The organism is Pseudomonas sp., from assembly GCF_035554175.1.
Lineage (GTDB): Bacteria > Pseudomonadota > Gammaproteobacteria > Pseudomonadales > Pseudomonadaceae > Aquipseudomonas.
The window spans coordinates 105,337-130,916 of sequence record NZ_DATMIV010000006.1 but is presented as its reverse complement, the minus strand read 5'-3'; the positions used below and the strand labels follow the sequence as shown (position 1 = coordinate 130,916).

Annotated in this window: 17 protein-coding genes; 14 read left to right on the top strand and 3 right to left on the bottom strand. The window is 61.4% G+C overall.

Annotated elements, in window-relative coordinates; all coding sequences use genetic code 11:
- Window positions 1-25: 25 nt before the first annotated feature.
- Window positions 26-2,245, bottom strand: a complete 2,220-nt coding sequence (locus tag VNV36_RS02615; RefSeq protein ID WP_325715967.1) for a primosomal protein N' — start codon at window positions 2,243-2,245, stop codon at window positions 26-28.
- Between the two features lie 284 nt (window positions 2,246-2,529).
- On the opposite strand from VNV36_RS02615, the gene rpmE reads away from it, so the two are divergent.
- The 3 genes from rpmE (at window position 2,530) to VNV36_RS02600 (ending at window position 5,028) form a co-directional block, all read left to right on the top strand.
- The gene (gene rpmE / locus VNV36_RS02610; protein WP_041477565.1) at window positions 2,530-2,751 is read left to right on the top strand and encodes a 50S ribosomal protein L31; all 222 of its coding nucleotides are present in this window, start codon (window positions 2,530-2,532) and stop codon (window positions 2,749-2,751) included.
- A 41-nt stretch (window positions 2,752-2,792) separates the two neighbouring features.
- Window positions 2,793-3,575 carry a thermonuclease family protein gene (locus VNV36_RS02605; RefSeq protein WP_325716001.1) on the top strand — a complete coding sequence of 261 codons (783 nt, stop codon included), beginning with the start codon at window positions 2,793-2,795 and terminating at the stop codon, window positions 3,573-3,575.
- Between the two features lie 184 nt (window positions 3,576-3,759).
- A complete protein-coding gene (locus VNV36_RS02600) occupies window positions 3,760-5,028 on the top strand; it encodes a malic enzyme-like NAD(P)-binding protein (RefSeq protein WP_325715964.1) in 1,269 nt (422 codons plus the stop codon).
- Window positions 5,029-5,241: 213 nt separating this feature from the next.
- Here VNV36_RS02600 and VNV36_RS02595 read toward each other — a convergent pair whose 3' ends face one another.
- The gene (locus VNV36_RS02595) at window positions 5,242-7,686 is read right to left on the bottom strand and encodes a penicillin-binding protein 1A (protein ID WP_414705491.1); all 2,445 of its coding nucleotides are present in this window, start codon (window positions 7,684-7,686) and stop codon (window positions 5,242-5,244) included.
- 219 nt (window positions 7,687-7,905) lie between these two features.
- Between VNV36_RS02595 and VNV36_RS02590 the strand changes: the two genes are divergently transcribed.
- The 11 genes from VNV36_RS02590 to hemE all read left to right on the top strand — a co-directional run bounded on the left by VNV36_RS02590 (window position 7,906) and on the right by hemE (window position 24,083).
- Complete coding sequence (locus tag VNV36_RS02590; protein WP_325715960.1) at window positions 7,906-8,970, top strand: pilus assembly protein PilM; 1,065 nt, start codon at window positions 7,906-7,908, stop codon at window positions 8,968-8,970.
- The gene (locus tag VNV36_RS02585) at window positions 8,970-9,536 is read left to right on the top strand and encodes a PilN domain-containing protein (protein ID WP_325715958.1); all 567 of its coding nucleotides are present in this window, start codon (window positions 8,970-8,972) and stop codon (window positions 9,534-9,536) included. The genes VNV36_RS02590 and VNV36_RS02585 overlap by 1 nt, the downstream gene beginning before the upstream one ends.
- Window positions 9,533-10,156 (top strand): type 4a pilus biogenesis protein PilO, encoded by a 624-nt coding sequence (gene pilO / locus VNV36_RS02580; protein ID WP_325715956.1) that lies wholly within the window; start codon window positions 9,533-9,535, stop codon window positions 10,154-10,156. The genes VNV36_RS02585 and pilO overlap by 4 nt, the downstream gene beginning before the upstream one ends.
- On the top strand, window positions 10,153-10,677 hold the full coding sequence (locus VNV36_RS02575) for a pilus assembly protein PilP (RefSeq protein ID WP_325715954.1): 525 nt from the start codon (window positions 10,153-10,155) through the stop codon (window positions 10,675-10,677). Before pilO ends, VNV36_RS02575 begins: the two co-directional genes overlap by 4 nt.
- Before the next feature lie 13 nt (window positions 10,678-10,690).
- On the top strand, window positions 10,691-12,769 hold the full coding sequence (locus VNV36_RS02570; RefSeq protein WP_325715952.1) for a type IV pilus secretin PilQ: 2,079 nt from the start codon (window positions 10,691-10,693) through the stop codon (window positions 12,767-12,769).
- 4 nt (window positions 12,770-12,773) lie between these two features.
- On the top strand, window positions 12,774-13,292 hold the full coding sequence (gene aroK, locus VNV36_RS02565) for a shikimate kinase AroK (protein ID WP_024011270.1): 519 nt from the start codon (window positions 12,774-12,776) through the stop codon (window positions 13,290-13,292).
- A gap of 152 nt (window positions 13,293-13,444) precedes the next feature.
- Window positions 13,445-14,545, top strand: coding sequence for a 3-dehydroquinate synthase (gene aroB, locus VNV36_RS02560; protein WP_325715947.1), 1,101 nt, complete (start codon window positions 13,445-13,447; stop codon window positions 14,543-14,545).
- A gap of 10 nt (window positions 14,546-14,555) precedes the next feature.
- Window positions 14,556-16,160, top strand: a complete 1,605-nt coding sequence (locus VNV36_RS02555) for an AAA family ATPase (protein WP_325715945.1) — start codon at window positions 14,556-14,558, stop codon at window positions 16,158-16,160.
- A 615-nt stretch (window positions 16,161-16,775) separates the two neighbouring features.
- Window positions 16,776-21,221 carry a glutamate synthase large subunit gene (gltB, locus tag VNV36_RS02550; RefSeq protein ID WP_325715943.1) on the top strand — a complete coding sequence of 1,482 codons (4,446 nt, stop codon included), beginning with the start codon at window positions 16,776-16,778 and terminating at the stop codon, window positions 21,219-21,221.
- Window positions 21,222-21,344: 123 nt separating this feature from the next.
- Complete coding sequence (locus VNV36_RS02545; RefSeq protein ID WP_007909438.1) at window positions 21,345-22,763, top strand: glutamate synthase small subunit GltD family protein; 1,419 nt, start codon at window positions 21,345-21,347, stop codon at window positions 22,761-22,763.
- A 252-nt stretch (window positions 22,764-23,015) separates the two neighbouring features.
- Complete coding sequence (gene hemE, locus VNV36_RS02540) at window positions 23,016-24,083, top strand: uroporphyrinogen decarboxylase (protein WP_325715939.1); 1,068 nt, start codon at window positions 23,016-23,018, stop codon at window positions 24,081-24,083.
- 120 nt (window positions 24,084-24,203) lie between these two features.
- Here hemE and VNV36_RS02535 read toward each other — a convergent pair whose 3' ends face one another.
- Complete coding sequence (locus VNV36_RS02535; protein WP_325715937.1) at window positions 24,204-25,481, bottom strand: MFS transporter; 1,278 nt, start codon at window positions 25,479-25,481, stop codon at window positions 24,204-24,206.
- Window positions 25,482-25,580 lie beyond the last annotated feature (99 nt).

The window sequence follows — 25,580 nt, the reverse complement described above, 5'->3', positions numbered from 1 at the left end:
TGCGATCTTTTGCTCTTTCAGCTCTTCAATACAAATCCACCGGATCAACATCCAGTGACCAGCGCACCGCCCGCCCGCTCGGCATCTGTTCCAGCACCAGCATCCAGCTGGCCAGCAAGCGGTGCAGCGGCGCCCGCGCGGTTGCCTGCAACAACAACTGCGCGCGATAACGCCCGGCGCGGCGCTCCATCGGTGCCGGCACCGGCCCGAGCAATTCGATGCCGCTCAGATTCAATTCGGCCAGCAAACGCTCGGCCTCGCTGCACGCTTCATCGAGAAAGCCTTCCGCCTGCCCCGGCTTGTGCGCCTCGGCGCGCAACAAAGCCAGATGGGCAAAGGGCGGCAACCCGGCGGCGCGGCGTTCGCTCAAGGCCTGCTCGGCGAAGGCGAAATAACCCTGCTCGGTCAGTTGCACCAGTAAAGGATGGTCGGCCAAGTGGGTCTGGATGATCACCCTGCCAGGCTCCTCCGCCCGCCCGGCGCGCCCGGCGACCTGGACGATCAGTTGCGCCATGCGCTCGCTGGCGCGGAAGTCGCCGGAGAACAGGCCGCCATCGGCATCCAGAATCGACACCAGCGTCACCCGGGGGAAATGGTGCCCTTTGGCCAACATCTGCGTGCCGACCAGAATGCACGGCTGGCCTTTCTGAATCGTCGCGAACAGCTGATTCATCGCGTCCTTGCGCGAGGTGCTGTCGCGATCGACACGCAATACCGGGTAATCCGGGAACAGAATCGCCAAGCGCTCCTCGGCACGTTCAGTGCCGGCGCCTACCGGACGCAGATCGACCTTGCTGCACTTCGGGCACTGGCGCGGCGTGCGCTCGACGTTGCCGCAATGGTGGCAGCGCAGTTCACCGTAGCGCTGATGCACGGTCATGCGCGCATCGCAGCGCGAGCACTCCGACATCCAGCCGCAATCGTGGCAGAGCAGGGTCGGGGCAAAGCCGCGGCGGTTGAGGAACACCAGCACCTGCTGGCCGTTGGCCAGAGTCTGGCCGATGGCTTGCTGCATCGGCCCGGAAATGCCGCTGTCCAGCGGACGGCTTTTCACATCCAGACGCAGGAAACGCGGTTGTCTGGCGCCGCCGGCGCGCTCGTTCAGGCGCAGCAGGCCGTAGCGTCCGGTGTAGGCGTTGTGCAGGCTTTCAAGCGACGGCGTGGCGGAACCAAGCACGATCGGGATGTTTTCCTGCCGCGCGCGCACCAGTGCCAGATCGCGGGCGTGATAGCGCAAACCCTCCTGCTGTTTATAAGAGCCGTCGTGCTCTTCATCGATGATGATCAGCCCCGGATTTTTCATCGGCGTGAACAGCGCCGAGCGGGTGCCGATAATGATGTCAGCCTCGCCGTCACGGGCGGCGAGCCAGGCTTCAAGACGTTCGCGATCGTTGACCGCCGAATGCAGCAGGGCAATGCGCGCATTGAAACGCTGCTCGAAGCGCGCCAGGGTCTGCGGGCCGAGGTTGATCTCCGGGATCAGCACCAGCGCCTGCTTGCCCGCCTCGAGGGTCTCGCGGATCAGTTGCAGATAGACTTCGGTCTTGCCGCTGCCGGTGACGCCGGCCAGCAGAAAGGCGTGATAACTGTCGAAGCCGGCGCGAATCGCTTCATACGCTGCGCGTTGTTCGCTGTTGAGCGGCAGCTCCGGTTGCGCCAGCCAGTGCTCGTGGCGCGCACCGGGGGCGTGACGGCGGATCTCCACTTGCACCAGCCCCTTGGCCAGGAGCAGATCAAGGCTGTCCTTGCTCAGCATCAATTTGCTGAGCAACTGATGGGCCACGCCGTGGGGATGCTGGGCCAGCGTGGTCAACGCTTCACGCTGGCGCGGCGCACGGGCCACCCTTGGGTCGTCAACGCTGGCGCCTGGGGCGATCGACCAGAAGCGTTCCTGCCGGGCTTCGGCCAGTTCGCCCTGACGCAGCAGCACCGGCAAGGCCCAGTTCAAGGTGTCGCCAAGGCTGTGCTGATAATACTGCGAGGTCCACAGGCACAGTTTGAACAGAGCCGGCGGCAGCGGTGTAGTCGTGTCGAGCAGGGCCAGCGCCGGCTTGAGTTTCTCCGCAGGGACTTCGCTGGTGTCCGTGACCTCGACCAGAATCCCGATCAGCTCGCGCCGTCCGAACGGCACCCGCAGGCGCATGCCCGGTTGCAATTGCTCGCGCCGCACACCCGCCGGCGCCCGGTAGTCGAACAGGCGGCGCAGAGGCGAGGGCAGGGCAAGGCGCAGAATGGCGTCGGGCACGCGGGGGGATCTCGATACGCAAAATGATCGGATATGCATGACCTGTGGGAGCGAGCCTGCTCGCGAAGGCGGTGGGTCAGGCAACACATGTGTCGGCTGACATGGCGTCTTCGCGAGCAAGCTCGCTCCCACAGGGGAATGCGTTCAAGGCCGGGAGCCTAGCAGACGGTCGGTCTCGGTGACAGCTTGCGTGATTGAAAAGGTCTGGTAGAATCCGCGGCCTAATTACGTGCGGTATTCAACAATAGTGTTGGGTGGCGGCACGCTAGCCTGAGGAAGACACCATGAAAGCCGATATCCATCCGAACTACCCGGAAATTGCTGTTACCTGCAGCTGCGGTAACAAGTTCGAAACTCGTTCGACCTACGGCAAAGCCCTGGCGATCGACGTTTGCAACGAATGCCACCCGTTCTACACCGGTAAGCAGAAGACTCTGGACACCGGCGGCCGTGTGCAGAAGTTCGCAGACCGTTTCGCTACTTTCGGCGTCGGCAAAAAAGCCTGAGGCTGATCATTTTGGAAGGTCGTCTCGACTTCTCCAGACTGATGAAAAAGGCGTCCCTTGCGGGCGCCTTTTTTATGTCTGCGATTTGGCTGTGCACCGCGCAGGCCTTCTGCCCGGCGCCCGCAGGCCTGACCAGTGTCAGCGTGCAGCGGGTGGTCGATGGCGACACGCTGCGTCTGAGCGACGGCCGCAGCGTTCGCATGATCGGCCTCAATACGCCTGAGCTGGGCAAACAGGGCCGCGGCGACGAGCCGTTCGCCGTCGCGGCGCGCAAAGGCCTGCAGGCGCTGGTCGATGACAGCGGCGGCCGGGTCGGTTTGCTGCCCGGCAAGCAGGCCAAAGACCACTACGGACGTACGCTTGCGCATGTCTACAGCGCCAGTGGCGCCAATCTCGAAGCACAAATGCTCGCCGAGGGCCTCGGTTTTCAGGTTGCGGTGGCGCCAAACGTCGATCTTGTCACCTGCCAGCAGGCCGCCGAACGCACTGCGCGACAGGCCGGACTGGGCCTCTGGCGGCAGTCGCCGGTACTCAAAGCTCAGCAGATCCAGCGCTCGGGTTTCGCCGTAGTCAGCGCTCGGGTGAGCAAGGTGCAACGCAATCGCGGCGGAATCTGGATCGAGTTGCAGGACTCGCTTGTATTGCGCGTTGCACCCAATCTGCTCGGGCAATTCGACATTGCTCGATTGCAGGCGCTGAAGGGCCGGCAAATCGAGGCGCGTGGTTGGGTGGTGGATCGATCACGGCGCGGCGGGCTGCAAGCGGGTGAGTCGCGCTGGTTGTTGCCGTTGACCGCTCCTTCAATGCTGCAAGAGTCGCGCTGAATAAAAATTGTAGACATTTTTCCGGTTGATTGTGAACAGTCCAGCCCTTGTGCGCCGTGGCTCTTGGCCCAAAGTCGTAGGGCAGGGCGCTTGACAGCGGTGACTGCCCAGTCTTGTGGGGACTTTGCGAGGCGCGTATCCTCGCTGACCAGTCTGTCCAACAGTAAAAAAGCGGAATGCCAAAATGTCTGATCTGAAAACTGCCGCTCTCGAATATCACGCCAATCCTCGTCCGGGGAAGCTGAGTGTCGAGCTCACCAAGGCCACTGCTACCGCCCGCGACCTGTCGCTGGCCTACAGCCCCGGCGTAGCTGAACCAGTGCGCGAGATCGCTCGCGATCCTGAACTGGCTTACAAATACACCGGCAAGGGCAACCTGGTGGCAGTCATTTCCGATGGCACCGCGATTCTCGGCCTGGGCAACCTCGGGCCATTGGCTTCCAAGCCTGTGATGGAAGGTAAAGGCGTGCTGTTCAAGCGCTTCGCCGGCATCGACGTGTTCGACATCGAAGTCGACTCGGAAAGCCCGCAGGCCTTCATCGACACCGTCAAGCGCATCTCCATCACCTTCGGTGGCATCAACCTGGAAGACATCAAGGCGCCAGAGTGCTTTGAGATCGAACGCGCGCTGATCGAGCAGTGCGACATTCCGGTGTTCCACGATGACCAGCACGGCACCGCGATCGTTACCGCTGCCGGCATGATCAACGCCCTGGAAATCGCTGGCAAAACCCTGCAGGACGCGAAGATCGTCTGCCTGGGCGCCGGCGCTGCCGCCATCTCCTGCATGAAACTGCTGGTAAGCATGGGCGCTCGCATTGAAAACATCTTCATGGTTGACCGTACCGGCGTGATCCACTCCGGTCGTGACGACCTGAACCAGTACAAAGCCGTATTCGCCCATGCCACCGAGAAGCGCACCCTGGCAGACGCACTGGCAGGCGCAGACGTGTTCGTCGGTCTGTCCGGCCCGAACCTGCTCAGCCCTGAAGGCTTGCTGTCGATGGCGGCCAACCCGATCGTGTTCGCCTGCTCCAACCCGGATCCGGAAATCTCCCCGGAGCTGGCGCACGCTACCCGTAGCGACGTGATCATGGCCACCGGTCGTTCGGACTATCCGAACCAGGTCAACAACGTGCTGGGCTTCCCGTTCATCTTCCGTGGTGCCCTGGACGTACGCGCCAAGCGCATCAACGAAGAAATGAAAGTCGCCGCCGCCAACGCCCTGCGCGAACTGGCCAAGCTGCCAGTGCCCCAGGAAGTCTGCGACGCCTATGGCGGCATCAAACTGGAATTCGGCCGTGAGTACATCATTCCCAAGCCAATGGACAAGCGCCTGATCACCCTGATCTCCGACGCCGTGGCCAAGGCCGCGATCGAGACCGGCGTGGCGACCCTGCCGTATCCGAAGAACTACCCGCTGAAAAGCGTGGATGACGTGTTCAACGGCTAAGCCGCTGTAGCGTTTCAAGCAAAAGCCCCGGCTCGTGAGAGCCGGGGCTTTTTGTTGGACAGGTGAAAAGATCGCAGCCTTCGGCAGCTCCTACAGGGGAGCGCATTGCAAAATGTAGGAGCTGCCGAAGGCTGCGATCTTCTGATCTTGCTCCCGCGGGCAATAAAAAGCCCCGCTCTTCTCACGAAGGCGGGGCTTTTCATTAGCTCGGCATCAGAACAGATCGATCGGCGCCTGCTCATCCGCCGGCAGTGGGCTGCCCGGCACCGTGCCGTTACCCAGCTCATTCACCGATGGTGGCGTGTCTTCAGCCTTGAACAGTTCGAAGTAGGCCCCCGGCGTGCTCGGCGTCGCTGCGCGACCGCTGACTGGATCCACCCGCAGGCTGAGCAAACCTTCCGGCTCAGGCTGGACATGCGGCGGCTTGTCTTTCAGCGCGGCCGACATGTAGTTGATCCAGATCGGTAGCGCCACGGTCCCGCCAAACTCCCGGCGACCGAGGCTTTCCGGCTGGTCGAAACCGGTCCAGACCGTAGTCACGTAATCGGCGTTGTAGCCGGAGAACCAGGCATCTTTCGATTCGTTGGTGGTACCGGTCTTGCCGGCGATGTCACTGCGACCCATGGCAAGCGCACGGCGGCCGGTGCCGAGTTTGATCACGTCCTGCAGCATGCTGTTGAGGATGTAGGTGGTGCGCCCATCGACAATCCGCTCGGCCACGGCTGGCGCTTGCGGCACTGCCGGATTTTCCGGGGTTTGACCGGCAACCGGTGTGGCATTGACCGTGAACGACTCGGTAGCCGGCGCCGCGATGCCGTCGGTCGCCGAGCCGCCCTGCGGCACGGTCGGCGGGTTGGCGACGAACAGGGTGTCGCCGTTACGGCTTTCGATCTTGTCGATGATGTACGGCGTGATCTTGTAGCCGCCGTTGGCAAAGGTGCTCCAGCCGGTGGCAATCTCCATCGGCGTCAGCGTCGCGGTGCCCAGCGCCAGCGACAGGTTCGGCGGCAGGTCCTGCTTGTTGAAGCCGAAGCGGGTGATGTAGTCGATGGTCTTGCCGACACCCATGGCCTGCAGCAAGCGGATCGACACCAGGTTGCGCGACTTGTACAGCGCTTCGCGCAAGCGGATCGGGCCAAGGAAGGTATTGGTGTCGTTCTTCGGCCGCCAGACCTTGTCCAGGTACTCGTCGACAAAGACGATTGGCGCATCGTTGACCAGGCTGGCGGCGGTGTAGCCGTTATCCAGCGCAGCGCTGTAGACGAACGGTTTGAAGCTCGAACCCGGCTGCCGCTTGGCCTGCAGAGCACGGTTGTAGTTGCTCTGCTCGAAGGCAAAACCGCCGACCAGCGAACGGATCGCACCGTTCTGCGGATCGAGCGACACGAGCGCGCCCTGGGCCTGCGGTATCTGGCTGAATTTCAGCGAATTGTCTTTCTGGCGCTGTACGCGAATCAGATCACCGACCTGCGCCACATCCGACGGCTGACGCGGGTTGGCGCCCATGCTGTTGGTATTGAGGAACGGCCGCGCCCATTTCATCGTGTCCCAGGCGACATGTTCTTCACCGGTGCGGGTGAGAACCTGCAAGCCGTTCTTGTCGACCTGAGTGACGATCGCCGGTTCAAGGCTGCTGATGGTGCGTTGTTTGGTCAGTTCGCTGGCCCAGGCTTCGCGCGTCTTGCCCGGCAGGCGCGACTCGGGGCCACGGTAGCCGTGACGCTGGTCGTAAGTCATCAAGCCTTCGTGCAGTGCGGTATTGGCCATTTCCTGCAGATTGCTCGGCACCGTGGTGGTGACGCGAAAGCCTTCGGTGTAAGCGTCGCTGCCATAGCGACCGACCATTTCGGCACGAGCCATTTCGGCGATGTACGGGGCATTCACTTCCGGGGTTGGCACGTGATAGCTGGCGTTCAGCGGTTCGTTGATCGCCGCGGTGTAATCGGCTTCGCTGATCTTGCCCAGCTTGTACATGCGTCCGAGGATCCAGTCGCGGCGTTCCTTGCTGCGTGCCGGGTTGGCCAACGGATTGAAGCGTGACGGCGCCTTCGGCAGGCCGGCGATCATCGCCATCTGCGCGAGGCTGACGTCACGGATCGATTTGCCGTAATACACCTGCGCCGCCGCCTCAATGCCGTAGGCGCGGTTCCCCAGATAGATCTTGTTGACGTAAAGCTCGAGGATTTCGTCCTTGGTCAGCTGCCGCTCGATCTGCAGGGCCAGCAGAATTTCCGTGGTTTTACGCGAGAAGCTGCGTTCGCTGGTGAGGAAGAAGTTCTTCGCTACCTGCATGGTGATGGTGCTGCCGCCGGACTGAATGTGTCCGCTCTTGACCAGTTGGGTCGCCGCGCGCATCAGGCTGCTCGGATCGACGCCATAGTGATTGGCAAAATTGTCGTCTTCAGCACTTAGTAACGCATTTATGAAATTGGGTGGAATGTCGGCGAAACGGATCGGCGTGCGGCGCATTTCGCCAAATTCTGCGATCAACTTGTCGTCGCTGCTGTAGACGCGCAAAGGAATCTGCAACTGAATGCTTCTCAAGGCCTCCACAGATGGCAAACCCGGACTAAGGTAAAGAAACGCGCCGCTGAGACCTAAGAGCAGTCCGCAGAAAACGGCGACGATGGACCAACCGAGAAATTTCAGCAGACGAATCAAGGCTTTTGGACATCCAGGGCAAAGAATGAATTTGGCACGGGGCTGTGGCTACACACATAGCCCTGCGCGCTGGCAGTAAATAGCGGAAAAAATCGCTGGGCATTATAAGCACTTTTCCGTCGGGGGCGTCATTGGCGCTTCTGTCAAGACGGGGGTGAAGGAACGCAATGCGTATTACAGAGTCCGTAACTCACGGAAAGTCATAGGGAATTGGTAGTGCTGGGACTCTTCAATAAAAAGACCAATGCGTTACTGGGGATCGACATCAGCTCCACGTCGGTGAAGCTGCTGGAACTGAGCCGTCAGGGCGAGCGCTACCGGGTCGAGGCCTACGCCGTCGAGCCGTTGCCGGCGAACGCCGTGGTCGAAAAGAACATCGCCGAGCTCGAGGGCGTCGGGCAGGCGCTGAGCCGCTTGCTGGTCAAGGCGCGCACCGGTGTACGGAGCGTGGCGGTGGCAGTGGCCGGTTCCGCGGTGATCACCAAGGTCATCGAAATGGACGCCGGGCTGTCCGACGACGAACTGGAAAGCCAGCTCAAGATCGAGGCCGACCAATACATTCCCTATCCGCTGGACGAGGTCGCCATCGACTTCGAAGTCCAGGGCGTTTCGCCGCGCAATCCGGAACGAGTCAATGTGCTCCTCGCCGCCTGTCGCAAGGAAAACGTCGAGGTGCGTGAGGCGGCGCTGGCGCTCGCCGGGTTGACCGCACGGGTGGTGGATGTCGAGGCCTACGCGCTGGAGCGCTCGTTTGGCCTGCTGGCGACGCATCTGGCCGCCTCCCAGGAGCGCCTGACCGTGGCGGTCGTCGACATCGGCGCCACCATGACCACTCTCAGCGTCCTGCACAACGGCAAGATCATCTATACCCGCGAGCAGTTGTTCGGCGGGCGCCAGCTCACCGAAGAAATCCAGCGCCGCTACGGCCTCACCGTCGAGCAGGCAGGGCTGGCGAAAAAGCAGGGCGGGCTGCCCGACGATTACGTCAGCGAGGTCTTGCAGCCGTTTCGCGAGGCGCTGGTGCAGCAGGTTTCGCGCTCTCTGCAGTTCTTCTTCGCGTCTGGCCAGTACAACGCGGTCGACCATATCCTGCTCGCCGGCGGCACGGCGTCGGTGCCCGGGCTGGATCGCCTGATCGAACAGCGCCTGAACACCCCGACCCAGGTCGCCAACCCGTTTGCCGACATGGCCCTGGGCAGCAAGGTCAATGCCGGTGCGCTGGCCAGTGACGCGCCGGCCTTGATGATTGCCTGCGGGCTCGCGCTCAGGAGTTTCGACTGATGGCGCGGATCAACCTTCTGCCCTGGCGCGAGGAGCGCCGCGAAGAGCGACGCAAACGCTTTCTGCTGGTGTTGATCGGCGTGCTGGCCGGCTCGATCGGCGCAGTACTGATTGCCGATCAGATCATCAGCGCGGCCATCGAGCGGCAGATGGCGCGCAACGATTACATCGGCAAGCAGATCGCCGTGGTCGATGAGCGCATCAAGCAGATCGGCGAGCTGAAGGCACGCCGCCAGCAACTGGTCGAGCGCATGCGCATCATCCAGGACCTGCAAGGCAATCGGCAGATCAGCGGACGCATCTTCGATCAACTGGCGCGGACCTTGCCGGACGGTGTGTATTTCTCCGATGTGAAAATGGCCGGCAAAACCCTGTCCATCAGTGGCGCGGCCGAGTCGAACAACCGGGTCTCCGAGCTGATGCGCAATCTCGATGCTTCCGACTGGTTCGATGCGCCGAGTCTGAATGAGGTCAAGGCCACCAGCGCCGATCAGGTCGAACAGGCCAACGTCTTCCAGCTGACCGTTCGTCAGACCCAGCCCAAGGTCGTGGAGGACGAACAATGAAAGCCTCCGAGTGGCTGGCAAGCCTGCGCAACATCGATTTCAACGACCTCGATACCAGCAACATCGGTTCCTGGCCACCTGCGGTGAAAACCTTGTGCGGTGCGCTGGTGATGGTGTTGATCCTCGCGCTTGGCTATCACTTTTTCATCAGTGACCTGGAAAACCAACTCGACCTCAAGCGCGAGGAGGAAACCACGCTCAAGGAACAGTTCGCCAGCAAGGCGCGCCTGTCCGCCAATCTTGAGCTGTATGTCCAGCAGATGAAGGAGATGGAAAACACCTTCGGTGTACTACTCCGGCAGTTGCCCAGCGACACTGAGGTGCCGGGCCTGCTCGAAGACATTACCCGCACGGGTCTGGGCAGCGGTCTGGAATTCGAAGAAATCAAATTGCTGCCGGAAGTGACCCAGCCGTTCTACATCGAATTGCCGATCCAGATCACCGTGACCGGCGCCTATCACGACCTGGCGACCTTTGTCAGCGGCGTTGCCGGACTGCCGCGCATCGTCACCCTCCACGATTTCGAACTGGCGCCGGCCAACCCCGAAGGCGGGCCGAAGCTGCGCATGAGCATTCTGGCCAAGACGTACCGCTATAACGACAAGGGGCTGGAAAAATGACCCCGATTCGTTATCTCGTCCTGCCGGTGGTGCTGGCGTTGAGCGGTTGCGGTGGTGGCGACGACTTCAGCGACCTCGATGCTTACCTCAACGAAGTACGTCTGCGTCCGCCGGGCAAGATTGAACCAACGCCGACATTCCGGTCATACCCCACATTCACCTACAGCGCCGCCAATCTGCGCAGCCCGTTTTCGCGCCAGGCGCGGGTCGATCTGGCCGGGCAGAAGCACGGCTCGCGCAACGTCAAACCCGACCCCAACCGGGTCAAGCAATACCTTGAAGGGTTCAATATCGAGCAGTTCGAAATGGTCGGCACGATTGCCAACGCCTCGGGCTCGTTTGCGCTATTACGCGGCGCGGGCGGAGTGCATCGCCTGAAGGTCGGCGATTACCTGGGCCGCAACGATGGTCGGATTGTTGCCATCAGCGCCACCCAGGTCGACGTGGTGGAGATCGTGCCCGACGGCGCCGGCGCCTGGCTGGAGCGGCCGCGCACCATTCCTTTGAAAGAGCACTCATAGTGGAAGTCGAACAATGAACAGGATTTTCTCCACCCTCGGTTTTTCGCTATGGATAGCGTTGATATCGCCGATGGTAGTTGCGGCCAATCTGAAGGCGCTGGATGTTGCAGCGCTGCCGGGGGACCGGGTCGAACTGAAGCTGTCGTTCGACGGCCCGCCGCCGCCTCCCAAGGGTTACACCACGGAGTCGCCAGCGCGCATAGCGCTGGATCTGCCGGGCGTGACCAGCCAGCTGGCCAGCAGAAATCTCGATCTGGGCAGTGGCAATGCGCGCACGGCGACGGTGGCACAAGCCAAGGATCGTACGCGGCTGATTGTCAGCCTGACGCAATTGGCGCCATACAGCACGCGGGTCGAGGGCAATAATCTGTTTGTGGTGATCGGTCAGGGCGCCTCTGCGACTGCGCCGCGCCCGGCCGCCGCTGCACCGCGTACTGCCACGGCCGCGGCGCCAACCGCTAAACCATTCGTGCCGCGAACCCGGTCGATTCGCGGTGTCGATTTCCAGCGCGGTACCGAGGGCGAGGGCAACGTGGTCATCGACCTGTCCGACCCGACCATCGCCCCGGATGTCCAGGAGCACGATGGCAAGATCATCCTCAGCTTCGCCCGCACGCAATTGCCGGAAAAACTTCGCGTGCGACTCGACGTCAAGGATTTCGCCACCCCGGTGCAGTTCGTCAACGCCGCAGTCAGCGGCGATCGCACGGTGATCAGCGTCGAGCCCAGTGGCACCTTCGACTATTCCACGTTCCAGACCGACAACAAGCTCACCGTGAGCATTCGGCCGATGAGCGTCGACGACCTGCAAAAGCGCAACGCCGACCGTCAGGCTTACGTCGGCGACAAACTTTCGCTGAATTTTCAGGACATCGACGTACGCTCGGTGCTGCAACTGATCGCTGACTTCACCAATCTCAACCTGGTGGCCAGTGACACCGTGCAGGGCGGCATCACCTTGCGCCTGCAGAATGTGCCGTGGGATCAGGCGCTGGATCTGGTGTTGAAAACCAAGGGGCTGGACAAACGCAAGATCGGCAATGTGCTGCTGGTCGCTCCGGCTGATGAAATCGCCGCCCGCGAGCGCCAGGAACTGGAGTCGCAGAAACAGATCGCCGAGCTGGCGCCGCTGCGTCGCGAGCTGCTGCAAGTCAATTACGCCAAGGCGGCGGACATTGCCAAGCTGTTCCAGTCGGTCACCAGTGCCGAGGCGAAGGTGGATGAGCGCGGTTCGATTACCGTCGATGAGCGGACCAACAACATCATTGCCTACCAGACCCAGGACCGCCTCGACGAATTACGGCGGATCGTTGCGCAACTGGATATTCCGGTACGTCAGGTGATGATCGAGGCACGGATCGTCGAAGCCAACGTCGATTACGACAAAAGCCTTGGCGTGCGCTGGGGCGGCTCGGTGCAGAACAAGGGCAACTGGAACGCCTCCGGGGTCAACGGCTCGTCGAGCACCATCGGCACGCCGGGCAGCACCAGCACCAACTCGCCGTTCGTCGACATGGGCACGGTGAACAATACCTCCGGGATCGGCATCGCGTTCATCACCGACAACGTGTTGCTGGATCTGGAGCTGACGGCGATGGAAAAGACCGGCAACGGCGAAATCGTCTCGCAGCCGAAGGTGGTGACCTCGGACAAGGAAACCGCCAAGATCCTCAAAGGCACTGAGATTCCGTATCAGGAGGCGAGCTCCAGTGGCGCGACCTCGGTGTCGTTCAAGGAGGCCTCGCTGTCACTGGAAGTTACGCCGCAGATCACCCCGGACAACCGCATTATCATGGAGGTCAAGGTCACCAAGGACGAACCGGACTACCTGAACAAAGTGCAGGATGTGCCGCCGATCAAGAAGAACGAGGTCAACGCCAAGGTGCTGGTCAATGACGGCGAGACCATCGTCATTGGTGGCGTTTTTTCAAATACTCAGAGCAAGGTCGTAGATAAGGTGCCATTTCTTGGCGATGTGCCGTATCTTGGCCGCCTTTTCCGGCGTGATGTGGTTTCGGAGAAAAAATCCGAGCTGCTGGTATTTCTCACTCCGCGTATCATGAATAACCAGGCGATTGCTGTGAGTCGTTGATTCTGTGCGAAATTTGATACTTGTAGGACCGATGGGTGCTGGCAAAAGCACCATCGGCCGATTGCTGGCCAAAGAGCTGCGCCTGCCGTTCAAGGATTCCGACAAGGAAATTGAGCTGCGCACGGGTGCCAATATCCCATGGATCTTCGACAAGGAAGGCGAGCCCGGCTTTCGTGACCGCGAGCAGGCGATGATCGCCGAGCTGTGCGCGTTCGACGGCGTGGTGCTGGCGACCGGCGGCGGCGCGGTGATGCGTGATGCCAATCGCAAGGCCCTGCACGAAGGCGGGCGCGTGGTGTATCTGCACGCCTCCGTCGAGCAGCAGGTCGGCCGCACCTCCCGTGATCGCAATCGGCCGCTGCTGCGCACCGCTGATCCGGCGAAAACCCTGCGTGATTTGCTGGAGATCCGCGATCCGCTCTATAGGGAAATCGCCGATCTGGTGGTGGAAACCGACGAGCGGCCACCACGCATGGTGGTGCTCGACATTCTTGATCGCCTCGCGCAGTTGCCACCCCGTTAAAGCCGCGCCCGAAATGCGCTATCCTCGGCGTCCTGTCAGCGCCCGCCGAGTGTGTGGCGGATGCCGGGCGAGCGGCGTCATACCGCTACAGGTCGCAGAACACCAATAATTTCAGGGCAGGATGCCTGCTTCCATCTTCACTGTGGGGACACATGCAGACACTCAAGGTCGATCTAGGCGAGCGCAGCTACCCGATTCATATTGGCGAAGGTCTGTTGGATCAGCCCGAACTGCTGGCACCGCATATCCACGGGCGGCAGGTGGCAATCATCTCCAACGAAACCGTCGCGCCGCTCTATCTTGAACGTCTGACCCGCAGCCTTGCGCAGTTCTCGGTGATCTCGGTGGTGTTGCCCGACGGCGAAGCCTTCAAGAACTGGGAAACCCTGCAGTTGATTTTCGACGGTCTGCTGAGCGCCCGACACGACCGCCGCACCACCGTGATCGCCTTGGGCGGCGGGGTGATCGGCGACATGGCCGGTTTCGCTGCCGCCTGCTATCAGCGCGGTGTCGATTTCATCCAGATTCCTACCACGCTGCTGTCGCAGGTCGATTCGTCGGTTGGTGGCAAGACCGGCATCAACCACCCGCTGGGCAAGAACATGGTCGGCGCGTTCTATCAGCCGAACGTGGTGCTGATCGATACCGCATCGCTGAAAACCCTGCCGCAGCGCGAACTGTCGGCGGGGCTGGCGGAAGTCATCAAGTACGGCCTGATTTGCGACGAACCGTTCCTGACCTGGCTGGAAGACAACGTCGACGCCTTGCGTGCGCTGGATCAAACCGCCCTGACCTATGCGATCGAGCGCTCCTGCGCGGCCAAGGCTGCCGTGGTCGGCGCCGATGAGAAGGAAACCGGTGTGCGCGCCACGCTCAACCTCGGCCACACCTTCGGCCACGCCATCGAAACCCACATGGGCTATGGTGTCTGGCTACATGGCGAGGCGGTGGCGGCTGGTACCGTGATGGCGCTGGAGATGTCCGCGCGTCTGGGCTGGATCAGCGAGCAGGAACGTGATCGCGGTATTCGTCTGTTCCAGCGCGCCGGTCTGCCCGTCATTCCGCCGGAAGAAATGACTGAAGCGGATTTTCTCCAACACATGGCAATTGATAAAAAAGTGATCGACGGTCGTCTGCGCCTGGTGCTGCTGCGCCGGATGGGCGAAGCGGTAGTGACCGACGATTATCCGAAAGAGGTTCTACAGGCCACGCTGGGAGCGGATTACCGCGCCTTGGCTCAGCTTAAAGGTTAAAACGATTCCGATGACTAGTTTGCATGCCGACGAGGCGTTTCTCGGCCATTTTCAGTTAAGTCACGATCCGTTCGCCCCACGGGTGCCGGGTTTCAAATTCTTCCCGGCCCAGCGCAAGCCGGTGCTGGGGCAACTGCATCATCTGGCCCGTTACAGCCAGTTGCTGCTGGTGGTGACCGGCCCGCAGGGCAGCGGCAAGACCCTGCTGCGCCAGGCGCTGGTGGCCAGCACCAACAAACAATCGGTGCAGAGCGTGGTGGTTTCCGCCCGTGGTGCCGGTGATGCGGCCGGCGTACTGCGCCAGGTGGCGCAGGCGCTGGATGTCGCCCAGGCCGAAGTCGGCGCGATTCTCGAGCAGGTGGTGCAACTGGGGCTGACCGGGCAGGAAGTCTATCTGCTGGTGGACGATGCCGAGCAGCTCGACGAGTCTGCGCTGGAAGCGTTGATGGCGCTGGGCGCGGGCACTCCGGAAGGTCGTCCGCATGTATTCCTCTTCGGCGAGTCGTCGCTGATCGCTCAGCTCGAGGCATTGCAGCTCGAAGAAGAGCGCTTCCACGTCATCGAATTGCAGCCGTACACCGAAGAAGAGACCCGCGAATATCTCGACCAGCGGCTGGAAGGCGCGGGTCGGGGTGTCGAACTTTTCACCGCAGATCAGATCTCTGATATTCACGAAAGCTCCGAGGGCTGGCCGGGCAACATCAACCAGGTCGCTCGCGATGCTCTGATCGAAGTCATGATTGCCAGCCGCTCCGCGGTCAAGCGTCCAAGTATGGGGTTCAACATGCCGAAGAAACACGTATTGGCGATTTCCGCCGTCGTTGTGGTCGCGGTTGCCGCCGCCTGGCTGATGCCGGGTCGCAGCAAGGCACCGACCACCGGTGCTCCGGCCAATGAACAGGCGCAACTGCCATTGGGTCAGGGCGCAGCGAACGGCGCCAACCCGTCCGTTGAATTCGCCGGCAACACCCAGCCAATGCCACTGCCGCTGGTCGGCAACTCGCAACCGGTCATGCGTGGCCCGTTGGCCGAGGCCGCCGGTGGCATCACCGAAGGTGACGACGGTGTGCCGCTGGAGGGCTCCAGCGAAACGCCGCCAACCGTGACCACTTCCGCACCGCCGGCCGGCGTTCCGGCCGGTCCTGCACCGACCCCGGTTCCGACCCCCGCAGCCAAGCCAGCGCCCACCCCGGCACCGACGCAAATCGCCACGGCCAAGCCTGCTCCGGCAACACCGGCGCCTGCCGCGAAGCCGGCACCTGCTCCGGCCAAACCGGCCACCGCGGCCAAGCCTGCCGACAAGCCGGTCACCGTTGCCAAAGCGGCCGGTGGCAGTTGGTACGCCGGTCAGCCGACCAGCAACTATGTTGTGCAGATCCTCGGCACCAGCTCGGAAACCGCCGCACAGAACTTCGTCAAGGAGCAGGGCGGCGAGTACCGTTATTTCAAGAAAGTCCTCAACGGCAAGCCGCTTTACGTGATCACCTACGGCAACTTTGCCAATCGTGATGCGGCCGTTTCTGCCATCAAGGCCTTGCCAGCGAAGGTTCAGGCTGGTAAACCTTGGCCTCGCACTGTCGCCAGCGTCCAACAGGAACTGGCAACAACTCGCTGAAGATTCGGCGGCCTTACCCAGGCCGCCTCTCCCGGCACCTCAAAATCTCCATAAGTGCGCGCCGTCTCCAGGGACGGTTGGCGCTTGCTGACGACCGCGACGCCGCCCCATTTTTTGCTGGGCAAGGCGTGAGGAACGTAGTTTGGTTTTTCCAAATAAGTTCCGAGCAACGCTGCCCAGCGAAAAATGGGGCGCGTCCCTTCGGGTTGCGCGCCAACGTGTGCGAGGCTGCGTTGCGGGATTTGCCAAGGGAACAACCATTGGCAGCATCCCGCGCCTTGCCTCGCACACGTTGGCGTGCAACGCGGTTCGCCAGCAAGCGCCAACCGTCCATGCGACCGCGTGCCTTGTGGTGTCTGCGTCACAGTAGTTTTTGAGTCGTTGCGGTCAGAATTTAAAAAAGTTTTGACTAGCACAGCAGATCGCTTTAAACCTTTCACAAATGCGACATGAATTTGCGACAGTTCGTCGTCAAATTTGTGAGCCTCTGTGTCGCTGTGTACAATGACCACCCTTTTGCCCCCGCTAAGCCGGCGTACGTTCGGCGCGGAACGCAAGTGGTTGAATTGAAAAGAAATTTGCCTCCAATAGAGGCAGCCTGGTGAGAAAGTGTCTATGAAAGCAGGTCTGTACCAACCAGATGAATTCAAGGATAACTGCGGTTTCGGCCTGATAGCTCATATGCAGGGCGAGCCCAGTCACACCCTTTTGCAAACGGCCATCGAGGCCCTGACCTGCATGACCCACCGCGGTGGGATTAATGCCGACGGCAAGACCGGTGACGGTTGCGGTCTGCTGATTCAAAAGCCCGATGCCTTCCTGCGAGCCATTGCCCAGGAAAGCTTCGGCGTCGAAATGCCCAAGCAATATGCGGTGGGCATGGTGTTTTTCAATCAGGATCCGGCCAAGGCCGAAGCTGCTCGCGAGAACATGAACCGCGAGATCCTCGCTGAGGGCCTGCAACTGATCGGCTGGCGCAAAGTGCCAATCGACACCAGCGTCCTTGGCCGTTTGGCCCTTGAGCGTCTGCCACAGATCGAGCAGGTTTACATCGGTGGCGAAGGCCTGAGCGATCAGGACATGGCGGTCAAGCTGTTCAGCGCCCGTCGCCGTTCGTCGGTGGCCAACGCGGCTGACACCGACCACTACATCTGCAGCTTTTCCCACAAGACCATCATCTATAAAGGCCTGATGATGCCGGCCGACCTGGCCGCGTTTTATCCGGACCTGAGCGACGAGCGTCTGCAAACCGCAATCTGCGTGTTCCACCAGCGCTTTTCCACCAACACCCTGCCGAAATGGCCGCTGGCCCAGCCGTTCCGCTTCCTCGCCCACAACGGCGAGATCAACACCATCACCGGTAACCGCAACTGGGCGCAGGCCCGTCGGACCAAGTTCACCAACGATCTGATGGATCTGGAAGAACTCGGTCCACTGGTCAACCGTGTCGGTTCCGACTCCTCGAGCATGGACAACATGCTCGAACTGATGGTCACCGGTGGCATCGATTTGTTCCGTGGTGTGCGGATGATCATTCCGCCAGCGTGGCAGAACGTCGAAACCATGGACCCGGATCTGCGTGCGTTCTACGAATACAACTCGATGCACATGGAACCGTGGGACGGCCCGGCCGGCGTGGTCATGACCGACGGTCGTTACGCGGTGTGCCTGCTCGACCGTAACGGCCTGCGCCCGGCGCGCTGGGTCACCACCAAGAACGGTTTCATCACATTGGCGTCGGAAATCGGCGTGTGGAACTACCAGCCCGAAGACGTGCTCGCCAAGGGCCGTGTCGGCCCGGGCCAGATCTTCGCCGTGGACACCGAAACCGGGCAGATCCTCGATACCGATGCGATCGACAACCGTCTGAAATCCCGTCATCCGTACAAGCAATGGCTGCGCAAGAATGCCCTGCGCATTCAGGCGACCATGGAAGACAACGACCACGGTTCGGCCTTCTACGACGTCGATCAGCTCAAGCAATACATGAAGATGTATCAGGTCACGTTCGAGGAGCGCGATCAGGTGCTGCGTCCGCTCGGCGAGCAGGGCTACGAAGCCGTCGGGTCGATGGGCGACGATACGCCGATGGCCGTGCTGTCCCAGCGCGTGCGCACGCCGTACGACTATTTCCGTCAGCAGTTCGCCCAGGTCACCAACCCGCCGATCGACCCGTTGCGTGAAGCGATCGTCATGTCGCTGGAAATCTGCCTTGGCGCCGAGCGCAACATTTTCCAGGAGTCCCCGGAACACGCCTCGCGGGTGATCCTCAGCTCGCCAGTCATCTCGCCGGCCAAGTGGCGCTCGCTGATGAATCTCGACCGACCGGGTTTCGAACGGGCGATCATCGACCTCAACTATGACGAAAGCCTCGGCCTCGAAGCGGCGATCCGCAACGTCGCCGATCAGGCTGAAGAAGCCGTGCGCGCCGGGCGTACCCAGATCGTCCTGAGCGATCGCCATATCGCCCCGGGCAAACTGCCGATTCACGCTTCTCTGGCGACTGGCGCGGTACACCACCGCCTGACCGAAAAAGGCCTGCGCTGCGATTCCAACATCCTCGTTGAAACCGCCACCGCACGCGATCCGCACCACTTCGCCGTGCTGATCGGTTTCGGCGCCTCGGCGGTCTATCCGTTCCTGGCCTACGAAGTGCTGGGCGACCTGATCCGTACCGGTGAAGTGCTGGGCGACCTTTACGAGGTGTTCAAGAACTACCGCAAGGGCATCACCAAGGGCTTGCTCAAGATCCTCTCGAAGATGGGTATTTCGACCATCGCTTCGTACCGTGGGGCGCAGCTGTTCGAGGCCATCGGCCTCTCCGAAGAAGTTTGCGAGCTGAGCTTCCGTGGCGTGCCGAGCCGTATCAAGGGCGCGCGTTTCGTCGACATCGAAGCCGAGCAGAAAGCCCTGGCCGTCGAAGCCTGGAGTCCGCGCAAGCCGATCCAGCAGGGCGGTCTGCTGAAGTTCGTCCACGGTGGCGAATATCACGCCTACAACCCGGATGTGGTCAACACCCTGCAAGCCGCTGTGCAGCAGGGTGACTACGCCAAGTTCAAGGAATACACCTCGCTGGTGGACAACCGCCCGGTGTCGATGATTCGCGATCTGTTCAAGGTCAAGACCCTCGACACGCCGCTGGACATCAGTGAAGTCGAGCCGCTGGAATCGGTGCTCAAGCGCTTCGACTCCGCCGGTATCTCGCTGGGCGCGCTGTCGCCGGAAGCCCACGAAGCCTTGGCCGAAGCCATGAACCGCCTCGGCGCGCGTTCCAACTCCGGCGAAGGTGGCGAAGACCCGGCGCGTTACGGCACCATCAAAAGCTCGAAAATCAAACAGGTCGCCACTGGCCGTTTTGGTGTAACCCCGGAATACCTGGTCAACGCCGAAGTGCTGCAGATCAAGGTTGCGCAAGGCGCCAAGCCGGGCGAGGGCGGGCAACTGCCGGGCGGCAAGGTCAACGGTCTGATCGCCAAGCTGCGTTATGCGGTGCCGGGCGTGACCCTGATTTCGCCACCGCCGCACCACGACATCTATTCGATCGAAGACTTGTCGCAGCTGATCTTTGACCTCAAGCAGGTCAACCCGCAGGCACTGGTGTCGGTGAAACTGGTGGCAGAAGCCGGCGTCGGCACCATCGCCGCCGGTGTGGCCAAAGCCTATGCCGACCTGATCACCATCTCCGGCTACGACGGCGGCACCGGTGCTTCGCCGCTGACCTCGATCAAATACGCGGGTGCGCCGTGGGAACTGGGCCTGGCTGAAACCCACCAGACCCTGCGCGGCAACGACCTGCGCGGCAAAGTCCGGGTGCAGACCGACGGTGGCCTGAAAACCGGTCTCGACGTGATCAAAGCGGCGATCCTCGGCGCCGAAAGCTTCGGCTTCGGCACCGCGCCGATGATCGCGCTGGGCTGCAAATACCTGCGCATCTGCCACCTGAACAACTGCGCCACCGGCGTCGCGACTCAGAACGAGAAGCTGCGCAAGGATCACTACATCGGCACCGTCGACATGGTGGTGAATTTCTTCACCTACGTCGCCGAAGAAACCCGTGAGTGGCTGGCCAGGCTCGGCGTGCGTTCCCTCGAAGAGCTGATCGGCCGCACCGATCTGCTGGAAATCCTCGAAGGCCAGACCGCCAAGCAACATCATCTGGACCTGACGCCGCTTTTGGGCAGTGATCACATCCCGGCGGACAAGCCTCAGTTCTGCGGCGTGGAGCGCAACCCGCCGTTCGACAAAGGCCTGCTGGCCGAGAAAATGGTCGAAATGGCCTCGTCGGCGATCAATGACCTCAGCGGCGCCGAGTTCGATCTGGACATCTGCAACTGCGACCGCTCGATCGGTGCACGGATCTCCGGCGAAATCGCGCGCAAGCACGGCAATCAGGGCATGGCCAAGGCGCCGATCACCTTCCGTTTCAAAGGCACGGCCGGGCAGAGCTTTGGCGTGTGGAACGCCGGCGGTCTGAACATGTACCTTGAAGGCGACGCCAATGACTACGTCGGCAAAGGCATGACCGGCGGCAAGCTGGTCATCGTGCCGCCGAAGGGCAGCGTCTACAAAACTCAGGAAAGCGCCATCATCGGCAACACCTGCCTGTACGGCGCCACGGGCGGCAAGCTGTTCGCCGCCGGCACCGCAGGCGAGCGTTTCGCCGTGCGTAACTCCGGTGCCCACACGGTGGTGGAAGGCACTGGCGATCACTGCTGCGAGTACATGACCGGTGGTTTCGTCTGCGTGCTGGGCAAGACCGGTTACAACTTCGGCTCGGGCATGACCGGTGGTTTCGCCTACGTGCTCGATCAGGACAACACCTTCGTTGACCGGGTCAACCACGAACTGGTGGAGATCCAGCGGATCAGCGGCGAGGCGATGGAGGCCTATCGCAGCCACCTGCAGAACGTGCTGAACGAGTACGTCGCCGAAACCGACAGCGAGTGGGGTCGTGAACTCGCCGAGAATCTCGACGATTACGTGCGTCGTTTCTGGCTGGTCAAGCCTAAGGCGGCGAGCTTGAAATCTCTGCTCTCCAGTACTCGTGCAAGCCCACAATAAAGACGTAGCTGCAAGCGGCAAGCTACAAGCCGCAAGTTAACAGCAGTGCGCGATGTGCCTGCAGAGTGATTTTCTTGCAGCTTGAAGCTAGTAGCTTGAAGCTGCTGTGATGAGGTTTTGAAGATGGCCGAACGTCTCAATAACGACTTCCAGTTCATCGATGTCGGGCGCAAGGATCCGAAGAAGAAACTGTTGCGTCAACGCAAGAAAGAGTTCGTCGAAATCTACGAACCGTTCAAACCCCAGCAGTCGGCCGATCAGGCCCACCGCTGCCTGGGTTGCGGTAACCCGTACTGCGAATGGAAGTGCCCGGTGCACAATTTCATTCCCAATTGGCTCAAGTTGGTGGCCGAGGGCAACATCCTCCAGGCCGCGGAGCTGTCGCACCAGACCAACACCCTGCCGGAAGTCTGCGGCCGGGTGTGCCCGCAGGATCGTCTGTGCGAGGGTGCCTGCACCCTTAACGACGGTTTCGGCGCGGTGACCATCGGTTCGGTCGAGAAGTACATCACCGACACCGCGTTCGCCATGGGCTGGCGCCCGGACATGTCCAAGGTCAAACCGACCGGCAAGCGCGTTGCGATCATCGGCGCGGGCCCGGCGGGCCTGGGTTGTGCCGATGTGCTGGTGCGTGGCGGTGTGACCCCGGTGGTGTTCGACAAGAACCCGGAAATCGGTGGCTTGCTGACCTTTGGCATCCCCGAGTTCAAGCTTGAGAAGACCGTGCTGAGCAATCGTCGCGAAGTCTTCACCGGCATGGGCATCGAGTTTCGCCTGAACACCGAAGTCGGCAAAGACGTGACCATGGAGCAACTGCTCGCCGAATACGATGCGGTGTTCATGGGCATGGGCACCTACACCTACATGAAGGGCGGCTTTGCCGGTGAAGACCTGCCGGGCGTTTACGACGCACTGGACTTCCTCATCGCCAACGTCAACCGCAACCTGGGCTTTGAAAAGTCGCCGGAAGATTTCGTCGACATGAAAGGCAAGAAGGTTGTGGTACTCGGTGGCGGCGATACGGCAATGGACTGCAACCGCACCTCGATCCGTCAGGGCGCCAAGTCGGTGACCTGTGCCTATCGTCGTGACGAAGCGAATATGCCTGGCTCGCGCAAAGAGGTGAAGAACGCCAAAGAAGAAGGCGTGAAATTCCTCTACAACCGTCAGCCGATCGCTATCGTCGGTGAAGATAAGGTCGAAGGCGTGAAAGTGGTCGAGACCCGTCTCGGCGAACCGGACGCCCGCGGCCGTCGCAGCCCAGAGCCGATTCCGGGTTCCGAAGAGATCATCCCGGCCGACGCCGTGGTCATCGCCTTCGGCTTCCGCCCGAGCCCGGCGCCATGGTTTGAGCAATTCGAAATCCAGACCGACAGCCAGGGCCGAGTTGTTGCGCCTGAGCAAGGTCAGTACAAGCACCAGACCAGCAACCCGAAAATCTTCGCTGGTGGCGACATGGTGCGCGGTTCCGACCTGGTGGTGACGGCGATCTTCGAAGGGCGCAATGCCGCCGAGGGGATCCTCGATTACCTGGGCGTCTGACCCCGGCGCCTGAGCTAAACGCAATAACCCTGTGGGAGCGAGCCTGCTCGCGAAAGCGGTCTGTCAGCCAACTTCAATGTTGGATGTGCCGGCCTCTTCGCGAGCAGGCTCGCTCCCACAGTTGTTTTAGGGTGGTGCGAAAATCGTGTTCCAGCGCGATAAATTGACCCGATAGACAAAAGGCTGACCCACAGCCGTGCCTTTTGCCTCGCGCTCTGAGAAAATGCCCGCACTTTTTTTCCGGATGCCGACATGACTGCCCTGAAGAACGATCGTTTCCTGCGCGCCCTGCTCAAGCAACCCGTTGACGTCACCCCTGTGTGGATGATGCGCCAGGCCGGCCGCTACCTGCCGGAATACCGCGCCAGCCGCGCCCATGCCGGCGACTTCATGAGCCTGTGCATGAATCCGGAATTCGCCTGCGAAGTCACCCTGCAACCGCTGGACCGCTATCCGCAACTGGACGCGGCGATCCTGTTTTCCGACATCCTCACCATCCCCGACGCCATGGGCCAAGGCCTGTACTTCGAGACCGGTGAAGGCCCGCGCTTCAAGAAAGTCGTCAGCACTCTGGCCGATATCGAAGCCCTGCCGATCCCTGATCCGCACAAAGACCTCGGCTACGTCATGGACGCGGTCAGCACCATCCGTCGCGAACTCAACGGTCGCGTACCGCTGATCGGTTTCTCCGGCAGCCCGTGGACCCTGGCCACGTACATGGTCGAAGGCGGCTCGTCGAAAGACTTCCGCAAGACCAAGGCCATGCTCTACGACAACCCGCAAGCCATGCACCTGCTGCTCGACAAGCTGGCGCAATCGGTGACCTCGTACCTCAATGGCCAGATCATGGCCGGCGCGCAAGCGGTGCAGATTTTCGATACCTGGGGCGGCAACCTGTCGGCGGCGGCGTATCAGGAATTCTCCCTGGCCTACATGAAGAAAATCGTCAGCGGTCTGATCCGCGAAAACGACGGTCGCAAAGTACCGGTGATCCTCTTCACCAAGAATGGCGGCCTGTGGCTGGAAAGCATCGCCGATGCTGGCGCCGACGCACTGGGCCTGGACTGGACCTGCGACATCGGCAACGCCCGCGCCCGCGTCGGCGACAGGGTCGCGCTGCAAGGCAACATGGACCCGACCGTGCTCTACGCCAAGCCGGAAGCGATCCGCAGCGAAGTCGGACGCATCCTGGCCAGCTACGGCAAGGGCAGCGGCCACGTGTTCAACCTGGGTCATGGCATCACCCCGGAAGTTGATCCGGAACATGCCGGTGCGTTCCTGCGTGCGGTGCATGAACTGTCGGCGCAGTATCACGAGTGATCGTCGCCCAATAAAACGCCCGGGCGTTTATCAAGATCAAAAGATCGCAGCCTTCGGCAGCTCCTACATTGGGATTCGCGTTTCCCTGTAGGAGCTGCCGAAGGCTGCGATCTTTTGCTTTTAAGCTTTCACACCACCAAGTGGCGGCAACTTCGCCAGCTTCAATGCCACCAGCAGCGCAATCAGCAACAACGAGCCGATAAACAGGCCAATCCCGTGCCACCCACCCAAATGCCAGAACACCCCACCCGCCGTCCCGGCAATGCTCGACCCGGCGTAATAGCTGAACAGATACAGCGACGACGCCTGTCCCTTGGCCTTCAACGCCCGCCGGCCGATCCAGCTGCTCGCCACCGAGTGCGCGGCGAAGAAGCCGAAGGTGAACACCAGCATGCCGACGATCACCAGCAACAGCGGCGTGAAAATCGTCAGCGCGAGCCCCACGAACATCAGCGCAATGGTCGCCCACAGCACTTTGCGTCGCCCCAGCTTGTCCGCCAGTGAACCGATTTTTGCCGAGCTGTAGATCCCGGACAGGTAGACCACCGAGAGCAAGCCGACAAACACCTGATCCAGGTTGTACGGCGCGGCCAGCAAGCGATAACCGATGTAGTTGAACAGCGTGACAAACGCGCCCATCAGCACGAACGCTTCAAGGAACAGCAGCGGCAGGCCGGCGTCGCGAAAGTGCATGGTGAAGCCGTCGAGCAGGCTGCGCGGGTGCAGCGAGCGGGCGCGGAAGTTGCGCGACGGCGGCAGGATCTTCCAGAACACCGCCGCTGCGACCAGCGCCAGAGCGCCGATCACCAGCATTGCTGTGTGCCAGCTGACAAAGTCGATCAGCACGCCGGTGATCAAACGTCCGCTCATCCCGCCGATCGCATTGCCGCCAATGTACAAGCCCATCGCCAGACCGATGTGTTGTGGATGAATTTCTTCGCTCAGATAGGTCATCGCCACTGCCGCCAGACCGCTCAACGACAGGCCGATCAGTGCGCGCATGACCAGCACGCCGTGCCAGCTCGGCATCATCGAACTGGCGATGGTAAACAGTGCCGCGGCAAACAGTGCCGCGACCATCACCGGTTTGCGCCCGATGCGATCGGAAACCGGCCCGGTGATCAGCAGACCGAAAGCCAGCATGCCGGTTGCCACGGACAGAATCAGACTGCTCTGCGCTGCGTTGATCCCGTACTCGTGGGACAGCAGCGGCATCATCGGTTGCACGCAATAAAGCAGGGCGAATGTCGCAAAGCCGCCACAGAACAACGCCAGGACGGTGCGCATGAACGCCGGTGTGCCCTTTTCGATGTAGATCTCTTGCAGCTCGGCGATGGCATCGTCGCCGCCGGCAGCGGGCGGGACTTCATGGGCAAGTGGCGCAACGGCAGTTTTCACTTCAAACCTCGGAGGGGCGGCCAGGCAGGCAATGGAAAAAATCATATAGCTGGCTAATGTTTCTATCCAATATATTGTTCGACCTGTTTGATAGCTTTG